This window comes from Polynucleobacter sp. 80A-SIGWE (genome assembly GCF_018882295.1).
Taxonomy (GTDB): Bacteria; Pseudomonadota; Gammaproteobacteria; order Burkholderiales; family Burkholderiaceae; genus Polynucleobacter.
Window position 1 is genome coordinate 640,446 of the sequence record NZ_JACVOR010000002.1, and the last position, 24,776, is coordinate 665,221.

At 45.6% G+C, this 24,776-nt stretch carries 28 protein-coding genes; 13 read left to right on the forward strand and 15 right to left on the reverse strand.

Features of this window, described 5'->3' with window-relative positions:
• Positions 1 to 7: 7 nt before the first annotated feature.
• The 13 genes from ICN25_RS08025 to ICN25_RS08085 all read right to left on the reverse strand — a co-directional run bounded on the left by ICN25_RS08025 (position 8) and on the right by ICN25_RS08085 (position 11,807).
• Positions 8 to 826: an IclR family transcriptional regulator gene (locus tag ICN25_RS08025; RefSeq protein WP_216181167.1), complete on the reverse strand. Its 819-nt coding sequence runs from the start codon at positions 824 to 826 to the stop codon at positions 8 to 10.
• A gap of 85 nt (positions 827 to 911) precedes the next feature.
• Positions 912 to 1,943: a quinone-dependent dihydroorotate dehydrogenase gene (locus ICN25_RS08030; RefSeq protein WP_216181170.1), complete on the reverse strand. Its 1,032-nt coding sequence runs from the start codon at positions 1,941 to 1,943 to the stop codon at positions 912 to 914.
• Positions 1,944 to 1,952: 9 nt separating this feature from the next.
• Positions 1,953 to 2,708, reverse strand: a complete 756-nt coding sequence (locus ICN25_RS08035; RefSeq protein ID WP_216181173.1) for an arginyltransferase — start codon at positions 2,706 to 2,708, stop codon at positions 1,953 to 1,955.
• The gene (aat, locus tag ICN25_RS08040; protein WP_216181178.1) at positions 2,705 to 3,442 is read right to left on the reverse strand and encodes a leucyl/phenylalanyl-tRNA--protein transferase; all 738 of its coding nucleotides are present in this window, start codon (positions 3,440 to 3,442) and stop codon (positions 2,705 to 2,707) included. The genes ICN25_RS08035 and aat overlap by 4 nt, the downstream gene beginning before the upstream one ends.
• Before the next feature lie 13 nt (positions 3,443 to 3,455).
• Entirely contained in the window at positions 3,456 to 4,016 is a 561-nt protein-coding gene (locus tag ICN25_RS08045) for an NUDIX hydrolase (RefSeq protein WP_216181181.1), read from the reverse strand.
• A 9-nt stretch (positions 4,017 to 4,025) separates the two neighbouring features.
• Positions 4,026 to 5,873 carry a bifunctional chorismate-binding protein/class IV aminotransferase gene (locus ICN25_RS08050; RefSeq protein ID WP_255536729.1) on the reverse strand — a complete coding sequence of 616 codons (1,848 nt, stop codon included), beginning with the start codon at positions 5,871 to 5,873 and terminating at the stop codon, positions 4,026 to 4,028.
• A 15-nt stretch (positions 5,874 to 5,888) separates the two neighbouring features.
• Positions 5,889 to 6,437, reverse strand: coding sequence for a peptidylprolyl isomerase (locus ICN25_RS08055; protein ID WP_255535953.1), 549 nt, complete (start codon positions 6,435 to 6,437; stop codon positions 5,889 to 5,891).
• A 79-nt stretch (positions 6,438 to 6,516) separates the two neighbouring features.
• Complete coding sequence (locus ICN25_RS08060) at positions 6,517 to 7,158, reverse strand: 2-hydroxychromene-2-carboxylate isomerase (RefSeq protein ID WP_216181187.1); 642 nt, start codon at positions 7,156 to 7,158, stop codon at positions 6,517 to 6,519.
• On the reverse strand, positions 7,155 to 8,468 hold the full coding sequence (locus tag ICN25_RS08065; RefSeq protein ID WP_216181191.1) for a replication-associated recombination protein A: 1,314 nt from the start codon (positions 8,466 to 8,468) through the stop codon (positions 7,155 to 7,157). Before ICN25_RS08065 ends, ICN25_RS08060 begins: the two co-directional genes overlap by 4 nt.
• Positions 8,469 to 8,478: 10 nt before the next feature.
• Complete coding sequence (locus ICN25_RS08070; protein ID WP_216181194.1) at positions 8,479 to 8,958, reverse strand: DUF3429 family protein; 480 nt, start codon at positions 8,956 to 8,958, stop codon at positions 8,479 to 8,481.
• 42 nt (positions 8,959 to 9,000) lie between these two features.
• Entirely contained in the window at positions 9,001 to 9,855 is an 855-nt protein-coding gene (locus ICN25_RS08075) for a 3-hydroxybutyryl-CoA dehydrogenase (RefSeq protein WP_216181197.1), read from the reverse strand.
• A 1-nt stretch (position 9,856) separates the two neighbouring features.
• Positions 9,857 to 10,564 carry a glutathione binding-like protein gene (locus tag ICN25_RS08080; RefSeq protein ID WP_216182238.1) on the reverse strand — a complete coding sequence of 236 codons (708 nt, stop codon included), beginning with the start codon at positions 10,562 to 10,564 and terminating at the stop codon, positions 9,857 to 9,859.
• Between the two features lie 40 nt (positions 10,565 to 10,604).
• Positions 10,605 to 11,807, reverse strand: a complete 1,203-nt coding sequence (locus ICN25_RS08085) for a methionine aminotransferase (protein ID WP_216181200.1) — start codon at positions 11,805 to 11,807, stop codon at positions 10,605 to 10,607.
• A gap of 68 nt (positions 11,808 to 11,875) precedes the next feature.
• Between ICN25_RS08085 and yaaA the strand changes: the two genes are divergently transcribed.
• Together yaaA and ICN25_RS08095 are read left to right on the forward strand one after the other, a co-directional pair.
• A complete protein-coding gene (gene yaaA / locus ICN25_RS08090; protein WP_216181203.1) occupies positions 11,876 to 12,652 on the forward strand; it encodes a peroxide stress protein YaaA in 777 nt (258 codons plus the stop codon).
• An 11-nt stretch (positions 12,653 to 12,663) separates the two neighbouring features.
• Positions 12,664 to 13,875, forward strand: a complete 1,212-nt coding sequence (locus ICN25_RS08095) for a DUF2863 family protein (RefSeq protein WP_216181205.1) — start codon at positions 12,664 to 12,666, stop codon at positions 13,873 to 13,875.
• 79 nt (positions 13,876 to 13,954) lie between these two features.
• On the opposite strand, the gene ICN25_RS08100 is transcribed toward ICN25_RS08095, so the two are convergent.
• Positions 13,955 to 14,329, reverse strand: coding sequence for a hypothetical protein (locus ICN25_RS08100; RefSeq protein WP_216181207.1), 375 nt, complete (start codon positions 14,327 to 14,329; stop codon positions 13,955 to 13,957).
• Positions 14,330 to 14,341: 12 nt separating this feature from the next.
• Positions 14,342 to 15,331 (reverse strand): malate dehydrogenase, encoded by a 990-nt coding sequence (locus ICN25_RS08105; RefSeq protein ID WP_216181210.1) that lies wholly within the window; start codon positions 15,329 to 15,331, stop codon positions 14,342 to 14,344.
• A 151-nt stretch (positions 15,332 to 15,482) separates the two neighbouring features.
• On the opposite strand from ICN25_RS08105, the gene ICN25_RS08110 reads away from it, so the two are divergent.
• The 11 genes from ICN25_RS08110 (at position 15,483) to leuB (ending at position 24,754) form a co-directional block, all read left to right on the forward strand.
• Entirely contained in the window at positions 15,483 to 16,220 is a 738-nt protein-coding gene (locus ICN25_RS08110) for a GntR family transcriptional regulator (protein WP_216181213.1), read from the forward strand.
• Between the two features lie 143 nt (positions 16,221 to 16,363).
• Entirely contained in the window at positions 16,364 to 16,783 is a 420-nt protein-coding gene (gene sdhC / locus ICN25_RS08115) for a succinate dehydrogenase, cytochrome b556 subunit (protein ID WP_216181217.1), read from the forward strand.
• A 24-nt stretch (positions 16,784 to 16,807) separates the two neighbouring features.
• Entirely contained in the window at positions 16,808 to 17,173 is a 366-nt protein-coding gene (sdhD, locus tag ICN25_RS08120; protein WP_216181220.1) for a succinate dehydrogenase, hydrophobic membrane anchor protein, read from the forward strand.
• A gap of 3 nt (positions 17,174 to 17,176) precedes the next feature.
• A complete protein-coding gene (sdhA, locus tag ICN25_RS08125) occupies positions 17,177 to 18,955 on the forward strand; it encodes a succinate dehydrogenase flavoprotein subunit (RefSeq protein WP_216181223.1) in 1,779 nt (592 codons plus the stop codon).
• Between the two features lie 17 nt (positions 18,956 to 18,972).
• Positions 18,973 to 19,677, forward strand: a complete 705-nt coding sequence (locus tag ICN25_RS08130) for a succinate dehydrogenase iron-sulfur subunit (RefSeq protein ID WP_216181226.1) — start codon at positions 18,973 to 18,975, stop codon at positions 19,675 to 19,677.
• Positions 19,674 to 19,943, forward strand: coding sequence for a succinate dehydrogenase assembly factor 2 (locus tag ICN25_RS08135; RefSeq protein WP_216181229.1), 270 nt, complete (start codon positions 19,674 to 19,676; stop codon positions 19,941 to 19,943). The genes ICN25_RS08130 and ICN25_RS08135 overlap by 4 nt, the downstream gene beginning before the upstream one ends.
• A gap of 81 nt (positions 19,944 to 20,024) precedes the next feature.
• The gene (gltA, locus tag ICN25_RS08140; protein WP_216181232.1) at positions 20,025 to 21,338 is read left to right on the forward strand and encodes a citrate synthase; all 1,314 of its coding nucleotides are present in this window, start codon (positions 20,025 to 20,027) and stop codon (positions 21,336 to 21,338) included.
• 18 nt (positions 21,339 to 21,356) lie between these two features.
• The gene (gene leuC, locus ICN25_RS08145; RefSeq protein WP_216181235.1) at positions 21,357 to 22,766 is read left to right on the forward strand and encodes a 3-isopropylmalate dehydratase large subunit; all 1,410 of its coding nucleotides are present in this window, start codon (positions 21,357 to 21,359) and stop codon (positions 22,764 to 22,766) included.
• Positions 22,767 to 22,775: 9 nt separating this feature from the next.
• On the forward strand, positions 22,776 to 22,982 hold the full coding sequence (locus ICN25_RS08150) for a hypothetical protein (RefSeq protein WP_216181237.1): 207 nt from the start codon (positions 22,776 to 22,778) through the stop codon (positions 22,980 to 22,982).
• A gap of 27 nt (positions 22,983 to 23,009) precedes the next feature.
• On the forward strand, positions 23,010 to 23,657 hold the full coding sequence (leuD, locus tag ICN25_RS08155; RefSeq protein ID WP_216181240.1) for a 3-isopropylmalate dehydratase small subunit: 648 nt from the start codon (positions 23,010 to 23,012) through the stop codon (positions 23,655 to 23,657).
• A 23-nt stretch (positions 23,658 to 23,680) separates the two neighbouring features.
• Entirely contained in the window at positions 23,681 to 24,754 is a 1,074-nt protein-coding gene (gene leuB / locus ICN25_RS08160) for a 3-isopropylmalate dehydrogenase (RefSeq protein WP_216181243.1), read from the forward strand.
• The last annotated feature ends 22 nt before the right edge of the window (positions 24,755 to 24,776 follow it).

The following is a 24,776-nucleotide window of genomic DNA, read 5'->3' on the forward strand; positions in this document are numbered from 1 at the left end:
TTCAGTTTTAGGAGTTTGAGTCGTTGACCTTGGGTTTGTAACCCATACCCTTAGAAATCTGCAAAGCCGTATCTTGTAAGAGCTTCAACCAATCCGCTTGAATGCGATCCGTTGGGGAGCTTAATGACAGTCCTGCCACCAACTTACCGCTGTCATCAAAAATCTCAGCAGCAACACAGCTCACGCCGAGTTCCAATTCTTCGTTATCGCGAGCGTGACCTAATTTACGCACTTGATTGAGTTCTGAATCCAATTTTGCTAATTCAGTAATGCTATTTCTTGTATGCCCAGCTAAACCAGTGCGGGTGACATAGGCTCGAACTTGGCTTGGGTCATCACTTGCCAAAAACAATTTTCCAACCGATGTGAGGTGAAGTGGTGCACGACCACCAATAGCGCGAACTACTTGCATGCCGGAGCGCTCGCTATACGCACGATCAATGTAAACGATTTCATCACCTTGGCGTACTGAAAGGTTGATAGTCTCGCCAGTGAGTTTATGCAGGGCTCGCATTGGTGCTTGAGCTGCCTCACGAACTGAAAGACGCGCCTTAACCAAATTTCCAAGCTCGAGTAACTTCAGGCCAAGGCGATAGGTGCCGCCATCGCCACGCTCTACTAGGCGGCAGGCAACCAGGTCATTTAGGATGCGGTGGGCTGTAGAGGGGTGTAAATCGGTCTCCTCAGCGAGATTTTTAAGGCTGCTAGACTCTTCGTGTGTTGCTAGGGCATCGAGCAGGTTCATCATGCGCTCAACTACCTGGATAGCTGTTTTGCCAGCCTCGCCAGGTACTTTTGCTACTTTTTCGGGTTTGCTCGTTGTCATGCTGTCAATTGTAGCGATTTTTAGCAAAATTGCACAATATGAAACGCCATTGCAATACCAAAATGCGGGTTTGGGGTCTGCTAAGTTATTTCCTTAATGCAGTTGCGCACTCAGCAATCAGTTTTGGGCCACGATAGATTAGGCCACTATAGACTTGCACTAGGCTGGCACCAGCCTCTATTTTTTCCTCTGCATCTTTGCCCGACAGGATGCCGCCAACGCCAATAATTGGAATGGCATCTCCTAAATACTGCTTCAGACTCTTAACAACTTCAGTAGAGGCAATACGAACTGGAGCGCCAGACAAGCCACCAGCTTCTTGACCATATTGAAGATCTTGCACTGCTTCACGGGCAATCGTTGTATTTGTTGCGATGATTGCATCAATCTTAAATTCAAGTAAGAGATCGGCGATCAGTTTGATGTCATTTTGATCTAGGTCTGGTGCAATCTTTAAAAAGAGCGGTTTGCGAACACCATGCATATCGCATAGTGCTTCTCGTGCTAAATGCAGAGAGCCAAGTAAAGCGCGCAACATTTCTTCGCCTTGAAGGGCGCGTAAATTCTGTGTATTGGGGGAGGAGATATTGACGGTGATATATGAAGCAACTTCATATACCGCTTCCATGGCCGTGACGTAATCGCTAGCAGCATCCTCAATTGGGGTGCTTGCGTTCTTGCCGATGTTTAAACCAACGATGCCACCATTTTGCCAATATGAAGAGTTGCGAACACGCTTGACACACGCATCGACACCATCATTATTAAACCCCATGCGATTAATGATGGCATGCGCTTGCGGTAATCGAAACATGCGAGGCTTTGGATTACCGGGTTGTGGCTTCGGCGTGACTGTACCGATTTCTAAAAAACCAAAACCTAAGGAGCCAAGGGCATCAATGTGTTTGCCATCTTTATCTAGTCCGGCGGCAAGCCCAATTGGATTTGGAAAGGTAATGCCGCATAAGTTTCTGGGATCGGCAGCAGGTTGCTCAACTAGGTGACGCAATAAGCCCCAGCGCTGCGCGCGATCAAGATTGCTTAGGGTCAGGTTGTGCGCTTGCTCTGGGTCTAAAGAAAATAGCCAAGGGCGGAGAAGAGGGTAACTATCGATCATGGGTAGATATTATGGCCCAATGATGGATTGCCAATGATCATCCATTAATCCTTCGATAGGCTGGAACTTGGCCTTATAGGACATTTTTTCACTATTCTCGATGTAGTAGCCGAGATATAGATAGGGCAGATCCAATTCTAGGGCCTGCTGAATCTGCCACAGAATGCTAAAGCTCCCATAACTGGAAGAGGTATTGCTGGTATCAAAGAAGGTGTACACAGATGAGATGCCCTGATCCAAGACATCAATCATGCTCACCATTCGAAGGCGCCCTGGATGAGGGTCATGCGGACCATCACGAAATTCAACGATTCTCGAGTTCACTCGGCTTTGTAATAGAAATTGCATGTACTGATCTTGGCTATCTTCACTACCTTGATCCATATCGCCACCAGAATGGCGATTGCTTTGGTAGGTTTGATAAAGCTGATAGTGCTCCTCTTGGTAGCCTAAATTCAGAACGCGAATATCTAGTCCCGCATGTTTTTTCCAGGAGCGCTTTTGACTGCGGTTGGGCGAAAACTGTTTTACTGGGATGCGGGTTGCTGTGCAGGCATTACATTCATCGCAATAGGGTCGATAGGTATATAGACCGCTGCGACGAAAACCTGCATTGACTAGTTCACCATATAAATCAGCATGGATGAGGTGAGAGGGCGTAGCCACCTGTGAGCGAGCAGTCTTACCTGGCAGATAGCTACAAGGATAGGGTGCTGTCGCGTAGAACTGAAGTTCAGTTAAAGGAAGTTCTTTTAATTGGGTCATAGCCAGTGACGCAAAATTGCTTTATCAAATGTCCAAGGAATCCCTATATTAGTTTGCTTTAATGCAACTTGCAGATGGGTCAAAAATGCATCCCGAGATATTGGTGCAGCCCCCAAAGAATCAAGGTGAGCAGTTTCCTGCTGACAGTCAATCATTTCGACTTGATGTTGTTCGCACCAAGCGGCAAGAGCGGCCAAGGCAATTTTGGAGGCATCGGTTTGATGGCTAAACATGGATTCTCCGAAAACCATCCCACCAAATGCAACGCAATAGAGACCGCCAATCAGAAGTCCATCTTCCGTTACCGCAATACTATGGGCATGCCCTTGTTCATGAAGTTGCGTATAGGCGTCCATGATTTCATGGGTGATCCATGTGCCATCTTGATCTTTTCTCGTGGCGGTTGCGCAAGAGCGAACGACTGCTCCGAAATCATCATCAACACGGATATCTTTTTGCGAATCTGTTAAAAAATGTCGAATGGTTTTCTTCAGCGAGTCATGGCACTTAAAGTTCTTAGGCTTTAATACCATGCGAGGATTGGGTGACCACCATAAAACCGGCTGATTATCTGAGTACCAGGGGAATATTCCCATTTGGTAGGCGCGAGCTAGCTGCCCTGGATAAATACGCTCACTGACCGCTATTAAGCCAGGAACACTTGGGTCGGGATCTGCGCAATCAATTGGGTTAGGAAATTCATCCTGAGATCCCAGCCAGTTGATATTGCTCATGTTCTTGCGTTGATTAGATTTTTTCTGTTGGCAGAATATCTCTGCTGCGAACACCAAACTCAATACCTGAATCAAATACCCCTGCGGCACGATCAGCAAAGAACCACTCTAGAGTTTGCTTCACTGTTGGAAAGGCAATCTCACTCCATGGAATATCCTGTTCATTGAATAGAGCAACTTCTAGACTCTCTTCGCCGGCTTGAAAGTCTGGCGAAGTCATCTTGGCGAGATAGAACAGGTGTACTTGCTCGGCATGTGGCACATTGAGAAGGGAGTACAGTGGGCCGATCTCAACAATGGCGCCAGCTTCCTCTTGAGTTTCTCTCGCTGCACCCGTGCTAGTGCTTTCACCAAGCTCCATAAATCCAGCGGGAAGAGTCCAGTAACCATGGCGAGGCTCTATGGCACGACGGCACAATAAAATCTGCTTGCCAAAGACGGGAATGCTGCCAACCACGTTACGTGGATTGAAATAATGAATGCTTCCACAAGAATCACAAACATGACGTTCCCGCGAATCATCCGCAGGAATCTTGATGCTAATGGGCGCTGCGCATTGCGAGCAAAACTTCATGCGGGCTTTCTAAAAATGGGCGGTGATATGGCCACGTAGTGCATTGCTAAGCATAATCTCTTTTGCATTTCGAACATCATCAATAGTCAGGTTTGCCTCATGGGCATTCCATTTTGAATCATTCAATATGATTGACCTCATGACTCCTGGCAGTAGGCCTGCTGTGACTGGTGGCGTCAGCCATCGATCGCCCGACTTAATAAAGATGCTGCTTCTTCCGCCTTCGGTGACAAAGCCTTGTTCGTTAACAAAAAGAGCGTCAAAGCCACCATGCTCTTCTGCTAATTTCCAGGCCTGGTCATAAATATCTCTACTACTCACTTTATGCCTCAGCAAAACATTGCCAGAGTGAAGGGTGGCATTATCTGGGTCAGGAAGAATATCGCTTGCCCAAAAAATCTTCACTGATTCAGGAAGGGGGCTGATTGGGGAGATTTGGTAACTGGGTTTCCCAGAATAATCCAAATCCAATCGCAAGCGGTAGTCAGTATCGCTAGAGACATTCTTGCAAGCGCTCTCAATAACCTTGCTTATGTCGGTCATGGAGTAGGGAATGCAAAGCGCTAGAGCTGAATCGGACAAACGCTCTAAGTGAAGTTGCAGATGCTGAGCTTTGCCTTGACTAACTAAGATCGTTTCAAAAAGCCCTAGCTCGCTGGGGAGCTTGCTTAAGAAAGCCGCTTTAATCTGGCATTCCTCCCATTCTTGCGAAGCTTCAGAATCAATCGTGATACCGGCGCCGATGCCCAATGTAAATGGTGCTGCATGCGAGTCGATACTCCGTTCAATTTCAAGTGTGCGGATAGGAACGCTAAATGCAAAGTCGCCGCTAGGATCGATCCAGCCAAGTGCGCCGCAATAGTAGCCGCGATCTTGTGGCTCCAATTCTTGGATGATTTGCATGCTGCGTTTCTTGGGTGCTCCAGTTACGGAGCCACAAGGAAAGACAGCATCGAGTACATCACGTAACTCAATTCCCGGTTTTATCTTAGCCTGAACAGTTGATGTCATTTGGAGTACATCACCGTATCTGGCGACCTCAAAGAGCTCTGGAACAGAAACGGTTCCAGGTAGAGCCAAGCGACTAAGATCATTACGCAGTAAATCAACAATCATGACGTTCTCTGCTTGATTCTTAGCGTCAGCTGATAGGTGCTCTGCTGAATCATTTAATGCACTAGCGGTGCCTTTCATTGGCATAGCTTTTAGAGTGCCGCCTTGCTTCTGAATAAATAACTCAGGGGACTGAGAAAGAATATAGTTCGAGTCACTCTCAATAAATGCACCAAATCTTCCTGGTTGGCGACTTCTTAATCGTGAATACAGTGCGAGCGGGTCACCATAGGCCTCTCCCGTTATCCGAAAGGTGTGATTAATTTGGTAAGTATCACCATTACGAATGTACTCCTGAATAGTCTCAATATCGGACTTAAATTTCTCTTCATCAATAGAAAAATGAAGATTAGCAACGCCTGCAACTTGAGATTCAGAATTTAGGGTCGCAACTGCGCCCTTAATGAAGGCATCAACATCCTGCTTGCTAAGGCTTTCATAGGATCTAAAAGACCATGCCTGAATTAGCGGGTGATTTTTCTGATCCTCAGCGATGAGCCGATCAATTTTATGAATGTATAAGCCCAATTCATAAGCAAACGCTGCGACAACATATTCGCCCTGACGCAATGCTTCATTGATATTACGCAGGCATTGATCTACAGCGGAAATTGTCTCCGAATAGCTGGACTGAGGGTAGACAGTCCAGCACTGAAGAGCATTTTGATATAGGCGGCTGCTAGGCTGAGCTTGAGTGCTCTGGGCATCATCCAGCAAGATCATGTATTGACCGTCAGAGCTCAAATAGATCTGTAGAAATTACTTGAGAACAGTTGCAGATTCAATCGTAACCGTCTTGCTAGGAACATCTGCCATGCGTCCCATTTTCGGTGCTGGTGCAACCATCGTAGGAATTTTACGGATTGCATCAATGGTTTGTGTTCCAGAAATTACTTTGCCGAATACCGTGTAGCCATTGCCCATCGCATTTGGGTAATTCAAGCCTTCGTTGTCCTTAACGTTAATAAAGAACTGGGCAGTTGCGGAATCAGGATCAGAGGTACGAGCCATTGCAATGGTGTAGGTGTCATTCTTGAGACCATTTTGAGCTTCTGAAACTACTGGGGCATTAGTAGGCTTTTGAACCAAGTCAGGAGTAAAGCCGCCACCTTGAATCATGAAGCCATCAATCACACGGTGAAAAATAGTGCCGTTATAAAACCCGCTATTTACGTAGTTCAAAAAGTTGGCAGTGGTTTTTGGTGCTTTTACAGAATCGAGTTCGACTACAAAATTACCCATGGTAGTTTTGAATTCAACTTTAGGGCCTGCAAAGCATGCCGCACTAGTAATGAGGCTGGTAATCATGAATAGAGAGGCAATGATTTTGCGCATAGTGAATGTCCTTAAAAATCTAGTAAAAATGGGATAAATCTTATTGTATTGCTCAAAGGCCAGATGGTAGTTGGCCCGCGTGCTGGTAAGCTGCCTCTTCAAACATCTTGGGTCTGTCTAGATAATCCAAAGCCCAGTCGATGGTATCGACTCCCCAAAACGCATGACCATGAATAACTAAGGTTGGTACACCAAATGCACCATCTGCTTTAGCTTTCTCCGTATTGCTAATTAGCTTGGCCTTGATATCCGGAGCATCTGGTTTTGGCGTATCGGCTTCCAAACCAAGGTATTGACAGAATTCTGGCCAGGATAAATTGGGATCCTTGCCCTCTACCCAAACAAATTCAAATGCACGCTCAACCATTTCCCATTGAGCATCTTGTTGAACAAGTAGACGTTGCGCAGCCACAGTCAAAAAAGGGTGGTGATCCGGAAATTGAAATGGCAAGCCAAGCTTGTCAGCAAGCCATACGCAGTATTGGTATGTGTGAGGGCGCTTTGCTTCTATTTCTCCAGGTCCGCGATTATCGGTTGCTCGAAAGAGACCGCCGAGCAAGATCGGAATTGGTTGAATATTGACGCGCTGATCAAGGCGGTGTCGCTGTTTGATGTAGAAATACGAGAAAGGAGAGATGATGTCGTAATAAAAAGTCCCGGCAATTGGAGTTGCACTCTTTAGATCTTGAATCATTTCTTATTCGATTCCTCATCTAACTTGCGTAAGAAAGCCATCTTCTCAGCAATCTGGCTCTCTAAGCCCCGATCAACTGGCTCATACCAGTGTGGCTCTGCCATTCCCTCTGGGAGATAAGACTCTCCAGCAGCATAAGCATGGGGCTCATCATGTGCATAGCGATATTCTTTGCCGTGGCCTAACTCTTTCATGAGCTTGGTCGGAGCATTGCGTAAATGGTTAGGGACTGGTTTGCTTTGATCATTTGCAACATAGGCCCTAGCTGCGTTGTAGGCTTTATAGCTTGCATTGCTTTTGGCAGCAATGGCCAAATACACAACTGCTTGTCCTAGTGCCAGCTCACCTTCGGGTGAGCCAAGTCGCTCAAAAGTTTGGGCGGCATCATTTGCTAGCTGCATTGCTCTTGGATCAGCAAGGCCAATATCTTCCCAAGCCATGCGAATAATTCTTCGGGCGAGATAGCGCGGATCTGCTCCACCATCTAGCATTCTGCAAAACCAATACAGCGCTGCATCTGGATTAGAGCCGCGTACCGACTTATGCAGGGCAGAGATCTGATCATAAAAATGATCTCCGCCTTTATCAAAACGGCGTGCCTGAACAGTTAAAGCATTCTCAATAAACTGTTGATTAACAGTTGTTATCTTGGAGTTAGGAGTAGTAACCGCATTTCGCACTTGCTCAACTAAATTGAGCAGTCGCCTAGCATCTCCATCGGCATGAGAGATTAGGGTATCAATTGCATCAGCCTCGAAAGCAATCTCAGGCATTGCATATTCGCGCGCACGATCAAATAATTGCTTTAACTCTGCAGCGCCCAAAGACTTTAGTACATAAACTTGTGCTCGCGAGAGCAGTGCTGAGTTCACCTCAAATGAAGGGTTTTCAGTAGTGGCGCCAATAAAGGTAAACAAGCCAGACTCAACATGCGGCAATAGGGCGTCTTGTTGACTCTTATTAAAGCGATGAATTTCATCTACAAACAAAATAGTTTGTCTTCCGTATTGAGACATGCTCTGTTGGGCTTGTTCAATAGCCTCGCGGATTTCTTTTACGCCTGCAAGTACAGCCGATATCGCAATGAACTCGCGATCAAACGCCTTTGCAGAAAGTCTTGCCAGTGTGGTCTTACCAACTCCTGGCGGCCCCCACAGAATCATCGAGTGAGGCTTGCCAGAGGCAAAGGCTAAATTGAGTGGCTTGCCGGCTGCCAGCAGGTGCGTTTGCCCAATGACTTCTTCAATAGTTTTTGGGCGCAAGGCTTCCGCCAATGGAGGCGGTGGCGCTTGATCAAATAGATTGCCCATAGCTGCCGATTTAATTTTGCACAAACAAAATTACTAGAGCTGCCCAAACTAAGCAGCTTACAGAAACGAGTGTGAGTCGATTTCGTAAGGTCATGAAAGCTGCACAAGCTTCTTCACTTGAAAAATAGTATTGATAGGTTTCTTTATCAATATTGCGTTGGATAAGCAAAGCTGAGGCCAGGATTACCAGACCAACTGGAATATAAATGTGTAGCGCAACCCAGGCTACCAATGCTGGGATCACACCCCAAATCCAGGCATTCCGATCTTCCCAACGATCACCCGGAGGTGCTTTACCTAGTGTGTGCAAATTAGCACCCCAATGTAATGCTCCCATGAAAGACGTAATCACGGCCCCATAACCAGCTAAGGATTCTGCACTCAAATAATTGAGTGGTGTCGGCGCTAACTGCACCATTAAGGCGAGACCAACAAATGGGATTAGGCCGGCGTAGGCTAATTTACGAACTAGGGGTGGTAATGGGTTCACGAAAACTTCTTTAGTTAAATTGGTTGATATTGAGTTGAAAAATTACTGATCGTAGGTATAGACGCCGCGCCCAGTCTTACGACCGAGGTAACCTGCGGCCACCATCTCACGTAGTAGTGGGCAAGGGCGATACTTAGAGTCGCTGAAGTTCTCAAAATAGACTTCCATCACCGCAAGGCAGGTATCAAGACCAATTAGGTCGGCGAGGGCAAGCGGGCCAATCGGTTGGTTGCAGCCTAACTTCATACCGGCATCAATATCCTCAGGGCTGGCGAGACCTTCATGAAGAACGAAGAAGGCTTCATTAATCATCGGCAACAAAATGCGATTCACAACAAATCCAGGAGAATTCTTTACAGTGATTGGCTCTTTACCAATGCGCTTAGCCATTTCAATAATCGCTGCATGCGTTGCGTCTGAAGTTTGCAAGCCGCGAATCACCTCAACCAATGCCATCATTGGTGGCGGATTAAAAAAGTGCATGCCAATAAATCGGCTTGGATTGGAATCTAGTGCGGCAAGCTTGGTAATCGAGAGTGAAGAGGTATTGGTAGCAATAATGGTTTCTTTGCTGACGATCTCATCAACTTGCTTCAAAATCTTTTCTTTAACAGCTTGATTTTCGGTGGCAGCTTCAATCACTAATTGAAGACCCTTGAAGTCAGAATATGAAGTACTGCCTTTGATACGCTTTAATGCCGCATCCTTTCCTTCGGTCGTCAACGTTTCTTTTTTAACAAGTCGATCCAAACTCTTGCTAATCTGACTCAAGCCACGCTCAACTGCTGCATCACTGATATCAACCATCACAACATCTAGCCCAGCGACTGCGCATACTTGCGCGATACCGTTGCCCATCGTACCTGCACCAATAACTCCGACCGATTGAATCTTCATGCTATTTCCTTTTTTGATACTGTGATGAACCAAATAATTGCTCTCTTGCTTTGTCATCATGCAAGGGCTTACGTAATGCAGTTAATACTTCAACGCCACGCTGAACAGCAGGGCGCTCACCAATCATTTCAAACCAGCGCTTGAAATGCGGGTACTCGTTGATATCGATACCTTGATTCTTCCAATTACGTGTCCACGGGAATATCGCGATATCGGCAATGGAGTAACTCTTTCCAGCTATATACGGATTATCTTTCAGTTGATGATCGATCACCCCATATAGGCGCTTAGCTTCGTTAGTGTAGCGATTGATTGCATACTCAATTTTTTCGGGTGCGTAGATCCGAAAGTGGTGGTTTTGACCTAAAAGTGGCCCTAAACCGCCCATTTGGAACATAAGCCATTGCAAGACCTCGTATTTGGCTCGAGTGGATTTTGGTAATAACTTCCCTGTTTTGGCTGCCAGATAGAGCAGGATTGCGCCAGACTCAAAGAGGTGGATAGGTTTGCCATCTGGACCATTGGGATCGGTAATGGCTGGAATCTTGTTGTTTGGGCTAATCGCCAAGAAGTCGGGTTTGAACTGGTCACCGGCTCCAATATCAATCGGATGGGCGATCCAGTCTTTGCCTAATTTATAGCCGCATTCCTCGAGCATGATGTGCACCTTATGCCCATTTGGCGTTGGCCAGCTATAAACATCAATGATGTCTTTATTGGGTTTACTTATTGCCATAATCTTTTCTCTTTTATAGGGTTTGTAAACGCTCTAATGCTGCGGTAAGTGTTTTTTCTTCTTTAGCAAAACAAAAACGGATCACGCCTGACTCGACAGGCTTGGAATAAAAAGCAGAAACAGGAATAGCAGCTACACCGATCCCAGTAGTTAGCCATGAACAAAAATCGGCTTCGTTCATCTTTGCTTGGGGAATACTTAATTTAGTGTAATTAACGCACTGAAAATAGGTCGCTGGTGCTGGCAATAATTTGAAACCAGTTCTCTCAAGTCCTTTGCTAAAAAAATCCCGCTTAGCTTGATAAAAAGATGGTAGCCCTAGGTAATGATCTGCGTTCTTGAGGTATTCCGCTAAACCGTATTGCATTGGTGTGTTCACTGTAAATACGTTGAACTGATGAACTTTACGAAACTCTTTCGTCATCGATGACGGTGCAGCCACATAACCTACCTTCCAGCCGGTGACATGATAGGTTTTACCAAAGCTCGATATCACAAAACTTCGCGCAGCCAATTCAGGATGGCTCGCAATACTCACGTGATTAAGCCCATCAAATACCATGTGCTCATAGACTTCGTCACTTAAGATCAGCGCATTAGTATTTCTTACTAAACTAGCTAAGCGATCAAGATCGGATTTTTGCCACACCATACCGGTTGGATTGTGCGGTGAGTTAATGATGATGAGTCGTGTTTTTGGATTAAATGCTTTTGCTAGCTCATCCCAGGGAATCGAATAGGAATTCACGCTTCCTTGCCCATCGCGATTAGCGGTCAAAGAAACGGCAACAGTTTTGCCACCAGCTAATTCAATTGATGGGCGATAGCTGTCATAGGCTGGTTCAATAATGACAACTTCATCGCCTGGACTGACGCATGACAAGATTGCCGTCAAGATTCCTTGAGTACCACCAGCAGTGATGGTGATCTCAGTATCGGGATCGTAGTCATGACCATATAGGGTGGATATTTTTTGTGACACGCCCTGACGTAAGTCTGAAACCCCGATCATTGGTGGGTATTGATTATGGTCAGCCAGCATTGCCTTATTAACCTGGGATATGAGTTCTCGATTGCAGGGAAAGTCTGGAAACCCTTGACCTAAGTTAATGGCTTGGTGTTTTGCAGCAAGGGCGGACATCACGCTAAATACCGTTGTCCCTACCTCGGGTAGACGGCTAGGGAAGGCAGGGGTCAGAGGGTGGTTTTGGTCCATGCTGGCGGTTTAGGGCAAATAAGGTAGGTAGTCGCTAGAATGGTAGAAATTCATATTCAAATTGTGCCATGCTGATCGTACTTTCACCTGCTAAATCCCTAGATTACAAAACCCCCGTCAAGGTCAAAGACCCGACTTTGCCGGAGTTTGTTTCGGAATCGGCAAAGCTGATAGCTGAGCTAAAGAAGCTTTCGCCTCAAGAGGTCGCCAATCTGATGGGTCTATCGGACCAGTTGGCTGCACTGAATGTAGGCCGCTATCGTGACTGGTCCAAGAAATTCACCGATGAAAATAGCAAGCCCGCCATTTATGCTTTTGATGGTGACGTCTATGATGGTTTCGACGTCAAGACCCTCAAAGCCAAGTCCATTGATTTTGCACAGGAACATATCCGTATTCTCTCTGGCTTATATGGTGCATTGCGCCCCTTAGACTTAATGCAGCCTTACCGCTTAGAGATGGGAACATCGTTTAAGAACGCTCGAGGAAAAGACTTATACGCATTCTGGGGCGATCGTGTGACCGATTCGCTAAAGAACTTGCTAGAAAAGCAAAAGAAGCCTGTGCTCCTCAATTTAGCCTCTGAAGAGTATTTCAAGGTATTGCAAGCAAAAAACTTAGAGTGCCCAGTCATTTCTCCGGTGTTTCAGGATGGCAAAGACGGTAAGTACAAAATCATTTCTTTTTATGCCAAGCGGGCTAGGGGATTAATGGCTCGCTACGTTGTTGAAAATCGCATCACTGATCCAGCAGATTTGAAGGGCTTTAATTTGGATGGCTACAAATATGTCGCTTCTGAATCAAAACCAGACAAACCGCTATTTAGACGTCCCGAAAGAAAGTAGGAGAGTGCACCATGGCTGTTCATCGCACTAAATCCTCACAACGCGCTTCTCCAGATGTGGAGCGCTTGGTAGCGGATGCTATCTCTTTGGCCGCTTCTGGCAGTCAAATGGAAGATCGTTACTGGGAAGAGCGTTTAAATGTTCGCTTAATGCGCTTGTTAAAAAGTCAAAATCAGAATGTGATTGATGCTGCGCTAGATCAAACTTTCCGTATTAATACCGTGGCCTTTGAAGTGCTAGCCGATTCTGCAGAAACTCTTGCCGAATCACTCACCATAGAGCATGAAAATCAAAGCTGGGATGTGTTGTTATTGGCTTTACCAATCGTTGCACACACACGTTATCAGATTCCCTCTGGCGCGCTACCATTAAATGTCATTGAATCTACTGCAACAGCATTGCACAACTCAATTGCTTCTACGGAAGCACGTTTAGCAATTGTTCCTTGGCTCTACAGTATTGATCAAATGCCGCATTCTCATTGCCAAACACGCTTACTCACTGAGGCGCTTGCAAAAGCTGCCATTTCTTCAAGTGAAGTTAAGCTCGAGTTGCGTGAGATGTCAGAGACGATTGCAGTATTAGCTGATCCACGTTTCATCATTGCCGCTGTGGCTGCGCCTTCAGGGGCTCCACTTTTCCGTTGGCAGGCTGAAGCGCCAACGCGACAAGAGCGGGGCGTTAGTTTGATTGGTTGGCAAAACACGATGCAAGAACCTATTGCCTCACTTTTACCGGGTTGTGAGTTTGAACTCTTGCTTCCAGAAGCCTATTTCACAAACTGCCGCTTGGCAGATAAACAAGTGCGTCCATTGAGCATTCGTGCGGGCGTCAATTTTCTTGAGAGCACGCTTGGTGTTTTGCCTGCTGGATTGTCTTGTGTAGTGGGTGCATTTGGTGAGGAGCAGGCAGATGAGTACCGCATTTCATTCAGTTTGAAAGGTTCATCCGAGGTGGTTTATGGCGTTATCTGGCCACTCTATGATCGTGAGAGCGTTGCCAATGATGCCCTGAATGATTTATCTGATGATGAGAGTCCGATGAAGCGGATTGCTGATGCGCTTCATGATGCTGGCGTTGAGGATGTCTTTCGTCATGCAATGTTGTTTGATCCGGAGCTTTGCGATGATTGCGGAGCGCCACTGTTTCCCGATCGATCGGGAGATGCTGTTCATGCTGAGTTGCCAGACGACGCACCTACACAGCAGCCTCTATTTCACTAGATCAAATTCATATACCTGAACAAGATGGGAATAAAAAAAGCCGAGAAATTCTCGGCTTTTTATTTTGATGCGATTACTTTTAGTTCTGAATAAAAGGTTCTGAATTTGCAAATAAGTGCGGGAGCTTACCTGTTTTCATTTCTGCAGTTTGGCAGAAATCAGCAAGACGAGTTCCAGACTTAATGTTAAATAGCATTGCTTTGTTACCCAGCACTACGAGGTCATGCCCACTGTTGGTGTTTTTGTAACGCAAGCTTCCTGGTAAGGAATTTTCGCGCTTCAAGTCAAATGTTTTGGATTCCCAAGTAATGCGAACCAATTCAGTTGTACCTGTAGTTTTGAATTGCTTGCTTTCGCTACAAGTCCAAGTGGTTACTTCTTCGTTAGCAATAGCAGATGCTGAACCTAAGAGGCCAGCTGTTGCTAGGCTAATGATGAGAAGAGTTTTCTTCATGTGTAGTAATCCTTATGAGAGCAGGTGCTTAACGCCAGCTTGTTCTTCAAGCAATTCGTTGAGAGTGTGGTTCATACGCTCGCGTGAGAACTCATCGATTTCCAAACCTTCAACCATTTTGTATTCGCCGTTTTCGCAAATTACTGGGTAACCGTAAATTACTTCAGCAGGAATTCCGTACTCACCTTTAGATGGAATACCCATAGTGACCCACTTGCCATTTGTGCCGAGAACCCAGTCACGAATGTGATCGATTGCTGCGTTAGCTGCAGACGCTGCAGAGGAGAGGCCGCGTGCTTCAATAATTGCCGCACCACGTTTGCCAACTGTAGGAATGAATGTATCTTTATTCCATGCCGCATCGTTGATGCTGTCTTTTACGGACTTGCCATCAATAGTTGCAAAGCGATAGTCTGGGTACATTGTTGGGCTATGGTTACCCCAAACAACTAATTTCTCGATATCAGCAACAGGCTTGTTCAACTTGTTAGCCAATTGTGAGAGCGCGCGATTGTGATCCAAGCGCAACATTGCTGTGAAGTTCTTCGCAGGAATATCTGGAGCAGATTTCATAGCGATGTAAGCATTTGTGTTTGCTGGGTTACCAACAACCAATACCTTCACAGTTTTCTTAGCAACCGCATTCAATGCTTTACCTTGGGCTGTGAAAATTTGAGCATTGGCTGAGAGCAAGTCTTTGCGCTCCATACCAGGGCCACGTGGACGTGCGCCAACCAACAAAGCAACGTCGATATCTTTGAATGCTGTCATTGGGTCAGAGTGGGCTGTCATGCCAGCCAACAATGGGAATGCGCAATCTTCTAATTCCATCATTACGCCAGTTAAGGCTTTTTGAGCCTTTTCATCTGGAATTTCAAGCAACTGGAGGATTACTGGCTGATCTTTACCTAACAAATCACCATTGGCGATGCGAAAGAGGAGGGAATAACCGATTTGACCGGCTGCACCGGTGACTGCAACACGCATTGGGGCTTTTGCCATTACTAATAACTCCAGTTGAGGTTAATTAATTGAAATCTTTTCTATTATCCATTCAAGTGTATGGACTTTCCATTTACACTGTCAATCATGTCTTATATAAGATATGAGATAAGCTTGAATTTTATCCAATAGAAGCTGCCCTGGAGTTAATTTGTCATTGATATCTGAACCCATAGCCTCATTTAGCCCACTTTATGAGCAAATCAAAGCCATGATTTTGGCGAGTTTGCAGGCCTCCGAATGGTTGCCTGGTGACGCTATCCCCAGTGAAATGGAGCTTGCAGCTCGATATGCCGTCAGTCAGGGGACTGTGCGCAAGGCGATTGATGAGTTAGCCGCCCTTAATCTACTAGTGAGACGTCAAGGTAAGGGTACTTTTGTAGCAACCCATCAAGAAGAGGACTTTCAATACCGTTTTTTACGTTTGGAACCGGATTCTGGGGATAAGTTACATCTTAAAAACCAGTTTTTAGCTTGTGAAAACATCCAATCCGATGCCTATATTGCAAAGTTGCTTAAATTAAAGGCAGGCGACCCCATTATTCGAATCGATCGCGTTCAAAGCTCTGCAGGGCGTCCGATCGTTTTTGAGGAAATTTGGTTGCCTGAAGCACGTTTTAAGGGGCTAACTCTTGATGCGCTCAATGCATGGCCTGGCCCAATGTACGCTTTCTATGAGAGCGAGTACGCCACTCATATGGTGCGGGCAGAAGAAAAGATTAAGGCTGTCCTAGCCAATTCAGAGCTTGCCAAACACCTTGAAGTGCCAGAGGGGGCTGCCTTGCTTTCTGTTGAGCGTGTGGCTTTTACCTACGGGAATAAACCAGTAGAAATTCGGCACGCAAGGTATGACACTTCTGATCAGCACTACGACAATAAATTGAACTAGGTAGTACACTCAAAAATCAGTAAAAACCACTATTTAACCCCTTTAAACGCTAAAAAGTCCCCACCACCCTCAAGGTTTCCAATAGAATATGTTGCAACACAACAAAACCACACTGAACCTCCACCGAAAGATTGAGATTACCCATGGTTGATGCACAGCAAAACGTAAAAAAAGATAGACCGGTTTATCGAAACATTGGTCTTGCCCAGTTGATCAAATACCGCCTTCCTTGGGCTGGAAAAGTATCAATTCTTCATCGCATTAGCGGGGCGGCATTGTTTTTAATGTTGCCATTTCTGCTTTATCTCTTGGATCAAAGTTTGGCGTCCGAGATGAGCTATCAAAAGTTCCAAGCCATCACTGGTCACGTTCTTGTAAAGATCATTCTCCTTGGATTGATTTGGTCTTTCTTGCACCATTTCTGCGCCGGCATTCGTTATCTCTTGCTGGATTTAGAGATTGGTGTTGAAAAGGTTGATGCCAACCGCTCAGCGATCTTTGTATTTTTCTTAGGTCTTGCTTTGACTGCGGTTGTTGGTCTCAAACTGTTTGGCTTGTACTAAGCACTTCTTTATTAAGGAAATCTAATGCCTATTTATCAAATTGGACCTAAGCGCTTAGTTGTTGGAGCGCACTACGGCCTTAAAGAGTGGATTATTCAACGTGTAACTGCCATCGTGATGGTTGTTTTCACAGTCGTGTTAGTGATTGACTACTGCATCACTGGTAGCGCAACTTATGAAGGCTGGGCTGCATTGTTTAGCAATCAGTTCATGAAGCTCTTAACGCTTTTATTCTTCATTAGCTTGTTCTATCACGCTTGGATTGGTATCCGTGATATTTGGATGGATTACATCAAGCCAGTCAGCATTCGTTTAACACTCCAAGTGTTAACTGTTTTGTATCTCGGAGCCTGTGCGGCCTATGCCGTACAAATTTTGTGGAAAGTGTAATTCATGACTGCGATTAAAAAAGCATTGCCACGCCGCCGTTTCGACGCGGTAATTATTGGTGCAGGTGGTTCAGGTATGCGCGCTTCTTTGCAATTAGCAGAAGCTGGCTTGAACGTTGCGGTATTAACTAAAGTTTTCCCAACTCGCTCACATACTGTTGCTGCACAGGGCGGTATCGGTGCATCACTGGGCAATATGAGTGAAGATAACTGGCACTATCACTTTTACGACACTATCAAAGGTTCTGACTGGTTAGGTGACCAAGATGTGATCGAATTTATGTGTCGCGAAGCTCCTAAAGTTGTTTACGAGCTTGAGCACTTTGGTATGCCGTTTGACCGCAACCCAGATGGCACGATTTATCAGCGTCCATTTGGTGGACACACGGCCAACTATGGCGAAAAAGCAGTTCAACGTGCTTGCGCAGCAGCTGACCGTACTGGTCACGCGATGTTGCATACCTTGTATCAACGTAACGTACGTGCAAAAACAAACTTCTTCGTAGAGTGGTTAGCACTTGACCTCATTCGTGATGACGCAGGTGATGTTGTTGGTGTAACTGCGCTAGAAATGGAAACAGGCCAGGTTTATATCTTGGAAACTAAAGTAGTCATGATGGCTACTGGTGGTGCGGGCCGTATTTGGGATGCATCAACAAACGCATTTATTAATACCGGCGACGGTATGGGTCTCGCAGCTCGTGCAGGCATTCCATTAGAAGATATGGAGTTCTGGCAATTCCACCCAACTGGCGTAGCTGGTGCGGGTGTATTGTTGACAGAAGGTTGTCGCGGTGAAGGCGGTATCTTGCGTAATAAAGATGGTGAGCGCTTTATGGAGCGTTATGCGCCTACTTATAAAGACTTGGCACCACGCGATTTCGTTTCTCGTTGTATGGATCAAGAAATCAAAGAAGGGCGCGGTTGCGGTCCTAACGGTGATTATGTAGTTCTCGATTTAACGCATATTGGCGCCGAGACAATCATGAAGCGTTTGCCTTCTGTATATGAGATCGGTATCAACTTTGCTAACGTTGACGTTACTAAAGAGCCAATTCCAGTTGTGCCAACTATCCACTACCAGATGGGCGGTATTCCTACCAACATTAATGGTCAAGTAGTTGTTCCTGCTAACGGCAAGCACAATGAAATCGTTAATGGCTTGTATGCAATTGGTGAGTGCTCATGCGTATCCGTTCATGGTGCAAACCGTTTGGGTACGAACTCATTGCTCGACTTGTTGGTATTTGGTCGCGCTGCAGGTAATCACATTGTTGCGATGGATCTCAAGAATCGCGAATTCAAACCATTGCCTGCAAATGCTGGTGAGCAAACAATGGCTCGCATTGCTGCTCTTGATAACTCAACATCTGGTGAGTATGCCCAAGACGTTGCCAATGACATTCGTAAAACCATGCAGAAATATGCTGGCGTATTCCGCAATCAAGAATTGATGGACGAAGGTGTTCGTCAAATGGCCAAGCTCACCGAACGCGCTAAACATTTATGGCTCAAAGATAAGTCTGAAATTTTCAATACCGCTCGCATCGAGGCTTTGGAAGTTGCTAACTTGATCGAAGCTGCAAACGCAACAATGATTTCAGCTGCTGCGCGTACTGAAAGTCGTGGTGCGCACTCACATGATGATCATCAAGAGCGTGATGATGACAATTGGATGAAGCATACGCTTTGGTATAGCGAAGGCAATCGCTTGGATTACAAGCCGGTTGTTTTGAAGCCATTGACGGTTGAGTCTTTCCCTCCTAAAGAACGTACTTTCTAAGCGAAGAGAAATTAAAAATGAGTGATATTCGTATATTTGAAATTTACCGCTACGATCCAGATGTCGATGCAGCCCCACGCATGGAGCGTTACGAGCTTGAGTTGACTGGCGAGCGTATGTTGTTGGACGCCTTGATTTCTCTTAAGAAACAAGACGAAACAATTTCTTATCGTCGTTCATGCCGTGAAGGTGTTTGTGGCTCAGATGCTATGAACATTAACGGTAAGAATGGTTTGGCATGCTTAACCAATATGTTGACATTGCCAAAAGTCATTACATTGCGTCCGTTACCTGGCTTGCCAGTCGTGCGCGATTTGATTGTGGATATGACTTTGTTCTTCAAGCAATACTTATCTATCAGGCCTTACTTAGTTAACGACAATCCAGCTCCAGAAAAAGAGCGCCTCCAGAGTCCTGAAGAGCGTGAAGAGTTGAACGGTTTATATGAGTGCATCTTGTGCGCATCATGCTCAACCTCATGCCCATCTTTCTGGTGGAACCCGGATAAGTTCGTTGGTCCAGCTGGTCTGTTGCAGGCTTATCGCTTTATTGCCGATAGTCGTGATGAAGATACGGCACAGCGTTTGGACAACTTGGAAGATCCGTATCGTTTATTCCGTTGCCACACCATCATGAACTGCGTGGACGTATGTCCTAAGCATTTGAATCCGACCAAGGCAATTGGAAAGATCAAGGAATTGATGGTACGCAGGGCAGTATGACCCTCACAAATGCAGAGTTATATCGCCTAAAGAGTGATGCCCGCAGAGGCTTGCTTGAAAACGATTTAATTCTGCAGCGTTTTTTTGAGCGTTACGGCGCTCAACTGAATGCGGAAGATGGAAAAGTATTAACTCAGTTGCTGGCCTTAGAAGACAATGACCTTATGGATTTGCTGATTGGTCGAAAGGATTCTGTGCCATCCCTGGAAAAAGAATCACAAGAGACTCCATTTAAGGAGCTCTTACAAAAGCTGAGACAGAAGTAATTCAGTTTTTGGTGCAACAGCAGTGCAGACGCATGATCAAATAGTGTATTAATCATCAATTTGAATGACTAAGGATTAGAAATGATTGAATCGGACATCAAGGCAAAATTATCGTTTTCGGACGGCACACCAGATATCGACTTGCCAATTTATAAAGGCACGATTGGTCCTGACGTAATTGATATTCGCAAGCTTTACGGTCAAACTGGTAAGTTCACCTACGATTCAGGCTTTCTGTCTACAGCCTCATGCAATAGCAAAATTACTTACATCGATGGCGATAAGGGTGAGTTGCTTTACCGTGGCTACCCAATTGAAGATCTCGCACACAACTGCGACTTCTTGGAAGTTTGCTTCCTGTTGTTGAATGGCGAGTTGCCAAACGCTAAACAGAAAAAAGATTTTGAAGAAATGGTTATGCACCACACAATGGTTCATGAGCAAATGCAATTCTTCTTGCGTGGCTTCCGTCGTGATGCGCATCCAATGTCAGTCTTGACTGGTTTGGTTGGTGCGATGGCCGCTTTCTATCATGATGAGATTGATTACAGTCAGCCTAAGGCGCGTGAAGTTGCGCAGATTCGTTTGATTGCGAAGATGCCAACATTAGTTGCGATGGCTTATAAGTATTCTGTTGGTCAGCCATTCATCTATCCTGATAATTCTTTGTCATACACAGCAAACTTCATGCGCATGATGTTTGCAACACCATGTGAAGAGTACAAAGTCAATCCAGTATTGGTTCGCGCTCTGGATCGCATCTTCACTTTGCATGCTGACCATGAGCAAAATGCTTCTACTTCAACAGTACGCTTGTGCGGTTCTTCTGGAACCAATCCATTTGCTGCAATCTCTGCTGGTATTGCCTGCTTATGGGGCCCAGCTCACGGCGGTGCAAATGAAGCCTGCTTGCAAATGTTGAATGAGATCCAGGCAAATGGTGGCGTCGATAAGATTGATGAATTTATTGCCCAAGTTAAAGACAAGAACTCAAGCGTTCGTTTGATGGGCTTTGGTCATCGTGTTTACAAAAACTTTGACCCACGCGCCAAACTCATGCGTGAAACTTGCCATGAAGTATTGAAGGAAATGGGTCTCGAGAATGATCCTTTGTTCAAGCTGGCAATGACACTTGAGAAGATTGCATTGGAAGACGACTATTTTGTGAGCCGCAAACTTTATCCAAACGTCGACTTTTACTCTGGAATTGTTCAGCGCGCATTAGGCGTTCCAACTGAAATGTTTACCTGTATTTTTGCTTTGGCAAGAACCGTGGGTTGGATCGCTCAGTGGGAAGAAATGATTACTGACCCTGAGTACAAAATTGGTCGTCCACGTCAGTTATATGTTGGGGAAACTGTACGCAAGGTTCCTAACATTTCTGTACGTAAATAAAAGTTTTAGAGGGTTTACATGTCACGCACGCTTTACGACAAATTGTGGGATGACCATGTCGTCTATTCTGAACAAGACGGCACGGCCACGATTTATATAGATCGTCAGTTATTGCACGAGGTGACAAGCCCTCAAGCTTTTGAAGGATTGAATTTGGCTGGCCGTCCAGTGTGGCGAATTTCTGCCAACCTGGCGGTTTCAGATCACAATGTTCCAACGACAGATCGCTCTGAAGGAATCACGGATCCAATCTCTAAATTACAAGTAGATACACTGGATCAAAATTGTGATGCCTTTGGCATTACTCAATACAAAATGAACGATCTCCGTCAAGGAATTGTTCATGTTATTGGGCCGGAGCAGGGTGCAACCTTGCCTGGTATGACGGTTGTCTGCGGCGATTCACATACAAGTACTCATGGCGCTTTTGGCGCACTGGCATTTGGTATTGGTACATCTGAAGTGGAGCATGTATTGGCCACCCAAACCTTGCTCATGAAAAAGAGTAAGAATATGTTGGTGAAGGTGGATGGACGCCTTCAACCAGGTTCTACTGCAAAAGATATCGTGCTGGCTGTCATTGGCAAGATTGGTACTGCGGGTGGCACTGGTTACACAATTGAGTTTGCAGGTGAAGCTATTCGCAATTTGTCTATGGAAGGTCGTATGACCCTCTGCAACATGGCAATTGAGGCAGGTGCTCGTGCTGGACTGGTCGCTGTTGATGAAACTACTATTGAATACATTCAAGGCAGACCTTATGCACCTAAAGGCGAGGCTATGCGCCATGCTTTGCAATACTGGCGGACTTTGCATTCAGATGTAGATGCCAAGTTTGATGCTGTGGTGGAGTTGCGTGCTGAAGAGATTGCCCCTCAAGTAACTTGGGGTACATCACCAGAAATGGTTTTATCCATTAGCGATCGTGTTCCTGATCCTGAAAAAGAGCGTGATGCAAATAAACGATCTGCGATGGAGCGTGCCCTTGAGTACATGGGGCTAGTTCCAAATACGCCATTAAGCAATATTTCGATTGATAAAGTATTTATTGGGTCTTGCACCAACAGCCGCATTGAAGATATTCGTGCTGCTGCCAAGGTAGTTGATCGCCTCGGTAAGAAAGTTGCCGCTAATGTCAAATTGGCTATGGTGGTCCCTGGATCTGGCTTGGTAAAAGCTCAAGCTGAACGTGAAGGTTTGGACCGCGTATTCAAGGCTGCTGGCTTTGAATGGCGCGAACCTGGTTGCTCCATGTGTTTGGCAATGAATGCTGATCGCCTTGAGCCAGGCGAGCGTTGTGCATCAACTTCTAATCGTAATTTTGAAGGTCGCCAGGGTAATGGCGGAAGAACGCATTTAGTTAGTCCGGCAATGGCAGCTGCTGCTGCGATTGAAGGTCACTTTGTTGATGTTCGTAAGATTTCCTAAGGAATATTGATGTCTAAATTATCTTCATTCACCATCATTAAAAAATTAACCATTGTTGCTGTTATCGGCATCATTCTCTCAGCCTGCGCCAATACTATGGAAGGTGTTGGAAAAGATCTTCAGACCATGGGTAATTCAATGGGCGGTAGCGGCAACAACAGTAACAACCAATCCCAAACTAAAGGGAAAGATGTTGTTGTAACCCCCGTTAAGTAAGCGTTAGAAATTCAGTAGAAGATCATTATGGAAAAATTTACGGTATACAAAGGATTGGTTGCTCCGCTTAATCGCGAGAACGTGGATACCGATGCCATTATTCCTAAGCAATTCTTAAAATCTATTAAGAAAACAGGTTTTGGTCAGAATTTGTTTGATGAGTGGCGCTATTTAGACCATGGTGAGCCTGGTCAGGATTGCAGTACTCGCCCAATCAACCCGGACTTTGTCTTAAATCAGCCCCGCTACAAAGATGCTGGAATTTTGCTAGCTCGCAAGAACTTTGGCTGCGGTAGCTCCCGCGAGCATGCACCTTGGGCTTTAGACCAATATGGCTTTAGAGCGGTCATTGCGCCTAGTTTTGCAGACATCTTTTACAACAATTGCTTTAAAAATGGCCTCCTACCAATCGTTCTTTCAGAGATACAGGCAGACCATTTATTCAACGAAACCCTGGCTTTTAGTGGCTATCAGCTCACTATTGACCTGGAAGCGCAGCAAGTCATTACCCCTAATGGGACCGCTTATAGCTTTGATGTGGCCCCATTCAGAAAGCATTGCCTGCTGAACGGCTTAGACGATATTGGCTTAACCCTGCAACATGCAGATAAAATCAAGGCTTACGAAGCTGAGCGCATCCTCAAGATGCCTTGGCTTGCGACACAACTGCCGTAGTTTTATAGAGTTAAAGGCCTTTCATGAAAATTGCAGTCCTACCGGGCGATGGTATCGGCCCGGAAATCGTTGCTGAAGCCGTTAAGGTATTAAACGCGCTCGGCCCTAAATTTGATCTTGAGACTGCCCCAGTTGGCGGTGCCGCCTATGATGTGGCAGGTCATCCATTGCCACCTGCAACATTAGAGCTTGCTAAAAAAGCAGATGCCATTTTGTTTGGTGCTGTAGGTGACTGGAAATATGACACCTTAGCTCGCGAACTTCGCCCTGAGCAGGCTATCTTAGGTTTGCGTAAGCATTTGGAATTGTTTGCCAATTTCAGACCTGCAATTTGTTATGACGAATTAACTGCTGCCTCTAGCCTAAAACCAGAAATCGTTAGTGGTTTAGACATATTGATTATTCGCGAGCTCAACGGCGATATTTACTTTGGTCAACCACGTGGTATTCGTACTTCTGAGCTTCCTTTGTTCAAAGGCGCGCGTGAAGGCTACGACATGATGCATTACAGCGAGCCAGAAGTAGAGCGCATTGGCCGCGTTGCTTTTGAAGCTGCGCGCAAGCGTGGCAAGAAAGTGTGTAGCGTTGACAAGGCTAATGTTCTTGAAACTTCGCAGTTGTGGCGTGACGTCATGATTCGCATTGGCAAAGATTACCCAGATGTTGAGTTGTCGCACATGTATGTTGATAACGCTGCAATGCAATTGGTCAAAGCACCAAAGGCATTCGATGTTGTCGTGACTGGTAATTTATTTGGCGACATTCTGTCTGATGAAGCTTCAATGTTGACTGGCTCTATTGGCATGTTGCCATCAGCGTCATTAGATAAAAACAATAAAGGCTTGTACGAGCCAAGCCATGGCTCTGCGCCGGATATTGCTGGCAAAGGTATTGCCAATCCTTTGGCAACCATTCTGTCGGCTGCCATGATGTTGCGTTACTCATTGGGTATGCCGTCTGAGGCTGATCGTATCGAGGCAGCAGTTCAAAAGGTCTTATCGCAAGGCTTGCGTACTGCTGATATCTATACCGAAGGCACTAAAAAAGTATCTACCGTTGAAATGGGCGATGCTGTAGTGGCCGCTCTTTCAAAATAACGTATTACCTTAAATTAATTCA

Bases quoted from the DNA above. Each gene is read 5' to 3' on its own strand.
- ICN25_RS08095 (WP_216181205.1), top strand. From the start codon at position 12,664: ATGGCTGTTCATCGCACTAAATCCTCACAACGCGCTTCTCCAGATGTG.
- ICN25_RS08085 (WP_216181200.1), bottom strand. From the start codon at position 11,807: ATGGACCAAAACCACCCTCTGACCCCTGCCTTCCCTAGCCGTCTACCC.
- leuD (WP_216181240.1), top strand. From the start codon at position 23,010: ATGGAAAAATTTACGGTATACAAAGGATTGGTTGCTCCGCTTAATCGC.
- ICN25_RS08025 (WP_216181167.1), bottom strand. From the start codon at position 826: ATGACAACGAGCAAACCCGAAAAAGTAGCAAAAGTACCTGGCGAGGCT.
- sdhA (WP_216181223.1), top strand. From the start codon at position 17,177: ATGACTGCGATTAAAAAAGCATTGCCACGCCGCCGTTTCGACGCGGTA.
- ICN25_RS08105 (WP_216181210.1), bottom strand. From the start codon at position 15,331: ATGGCAAAAGCCCCAATGCGTGTTGCAGTCACCGGTGCAGCCGGTCAA.
- ICN25_RS08035 (WP_216181173.1), bottom strand. From the start codon at position 2,708: ATGACCCAATTAAAAGAACTTCCTTTAACTGAACTTCAGTTCTACGCG.
- sdhC (WP_216181217.1), top strand. From the start codon at position 16,364: ATGGTTGATGCACAGCAAAACGTAAAAAAAGATAGACCGGTTTATCGA.
- ICN25_RS08100 (WP_216181207.1), bottom strand. From the start codon at position 14,329: ATGAAGAAAACTCTTCTCATCATTAGCCTAGCAACAGCTGGCCTCTTA.
- ICN25_RS08065 (WP_216181191.1), bottom strand. From the start codon at position 8,468: ATGGGCAATCTATTTGATCAAGCGCCACCGCCTCCATTGGCGGAAGCC.
- ICN25_RS08055 (WP_255535953.1), bottom strand. From the start codon at position 6,437: ATGATTACCAGCCTCATTACTAGTGCGGCATGCTTTGCAGGCCCTAAA.
- ICN25_RS08150 (WP_216181237.1), top strand. From the start codon at position 22,776: ATGTCTAAATTATCTTCATTCACCATCATTAAAAAATTAACCATTGTT.
- gltA (WP_216181232.1), top strand. From the start codon at position 20,025: ATGATTGAATCGGACATCAAGGCAAAATTATCGTTTTCGGACGGCACA.
- ICN25_RS08130 (WP_216181226.1), top strand. From the start codon at position 18,973: ATGAGTGATATTCGTATATTTGAAATTTACCGCTACGATCCAGATGTC.
- sdhD (WP_216181220.1), top strand. From the start codon at position 16,808: ATGCCTATTTATCAAATTGGACCTAAGCGCTTAGTTGTTGGAGCGCAC.
- leuC (WP_216181235.1), top strand. From the start codon at position 21,357: ATGTCACGCACGCTTTACGACAAATTGTGGGATGACCATGTCGTCTAT.
- ICN25_RS08045 (WP_216181181.1), bottom strand. From the start codon at position 4,016: ATGAAGTTTTGCTCGCAATGCGCAGCGCCCATTAGCATCAAGATTCCT.
- ICN25_RS08135 (WP_216181229.1), top strand. From the start codon at position 19,674: ATGACCCTCACAAATGCAGAGTTATATCGCCTAAAGAGTGATGCCCGC.
- yaaA (WP_216181203.1), top strand. From the start codon at position 11,876: ATGCTGATCGTACTTTCACCTGCTAAATCCCTAGATTACAAAACCCCC.
- ICN25_RS08075 (WP_216181197.1), bottom strand. From the start codon at position 9,855: ATGAAGATTCAATCGGTCGGAGTTATTGGTGCAGGTACGATGGGCAAC.
- ICN25_RS08030 (WP_216181170.1), bottom strand. From the start codon at position 1,943: ATGATCGATAGTTACCCTCTTCTCCGCCCTTGGCTATTTTCTTTAGAC.
- ICN25_RS08060 (WP_216181187.1), bottom strand. From the start codon at position 7,158: ATGATTCAAGATCTAAAGAGTGCAACTCCAATTGCCGGGACTTTTTAT.
- leuB (WP_216181243.1), top strand. From the start codon at position 23,681: ATGAAAATTGCAGTCCTACCGGGCGATGGTATCGGCCCGGAAATCGTT.
- aat (WP_216181178.1), bottom strand. From the start codon at position 3,442: ATGAGCAATATCAACTGGCTGGGATCTCAGGATGAATTTCCTAACCCA.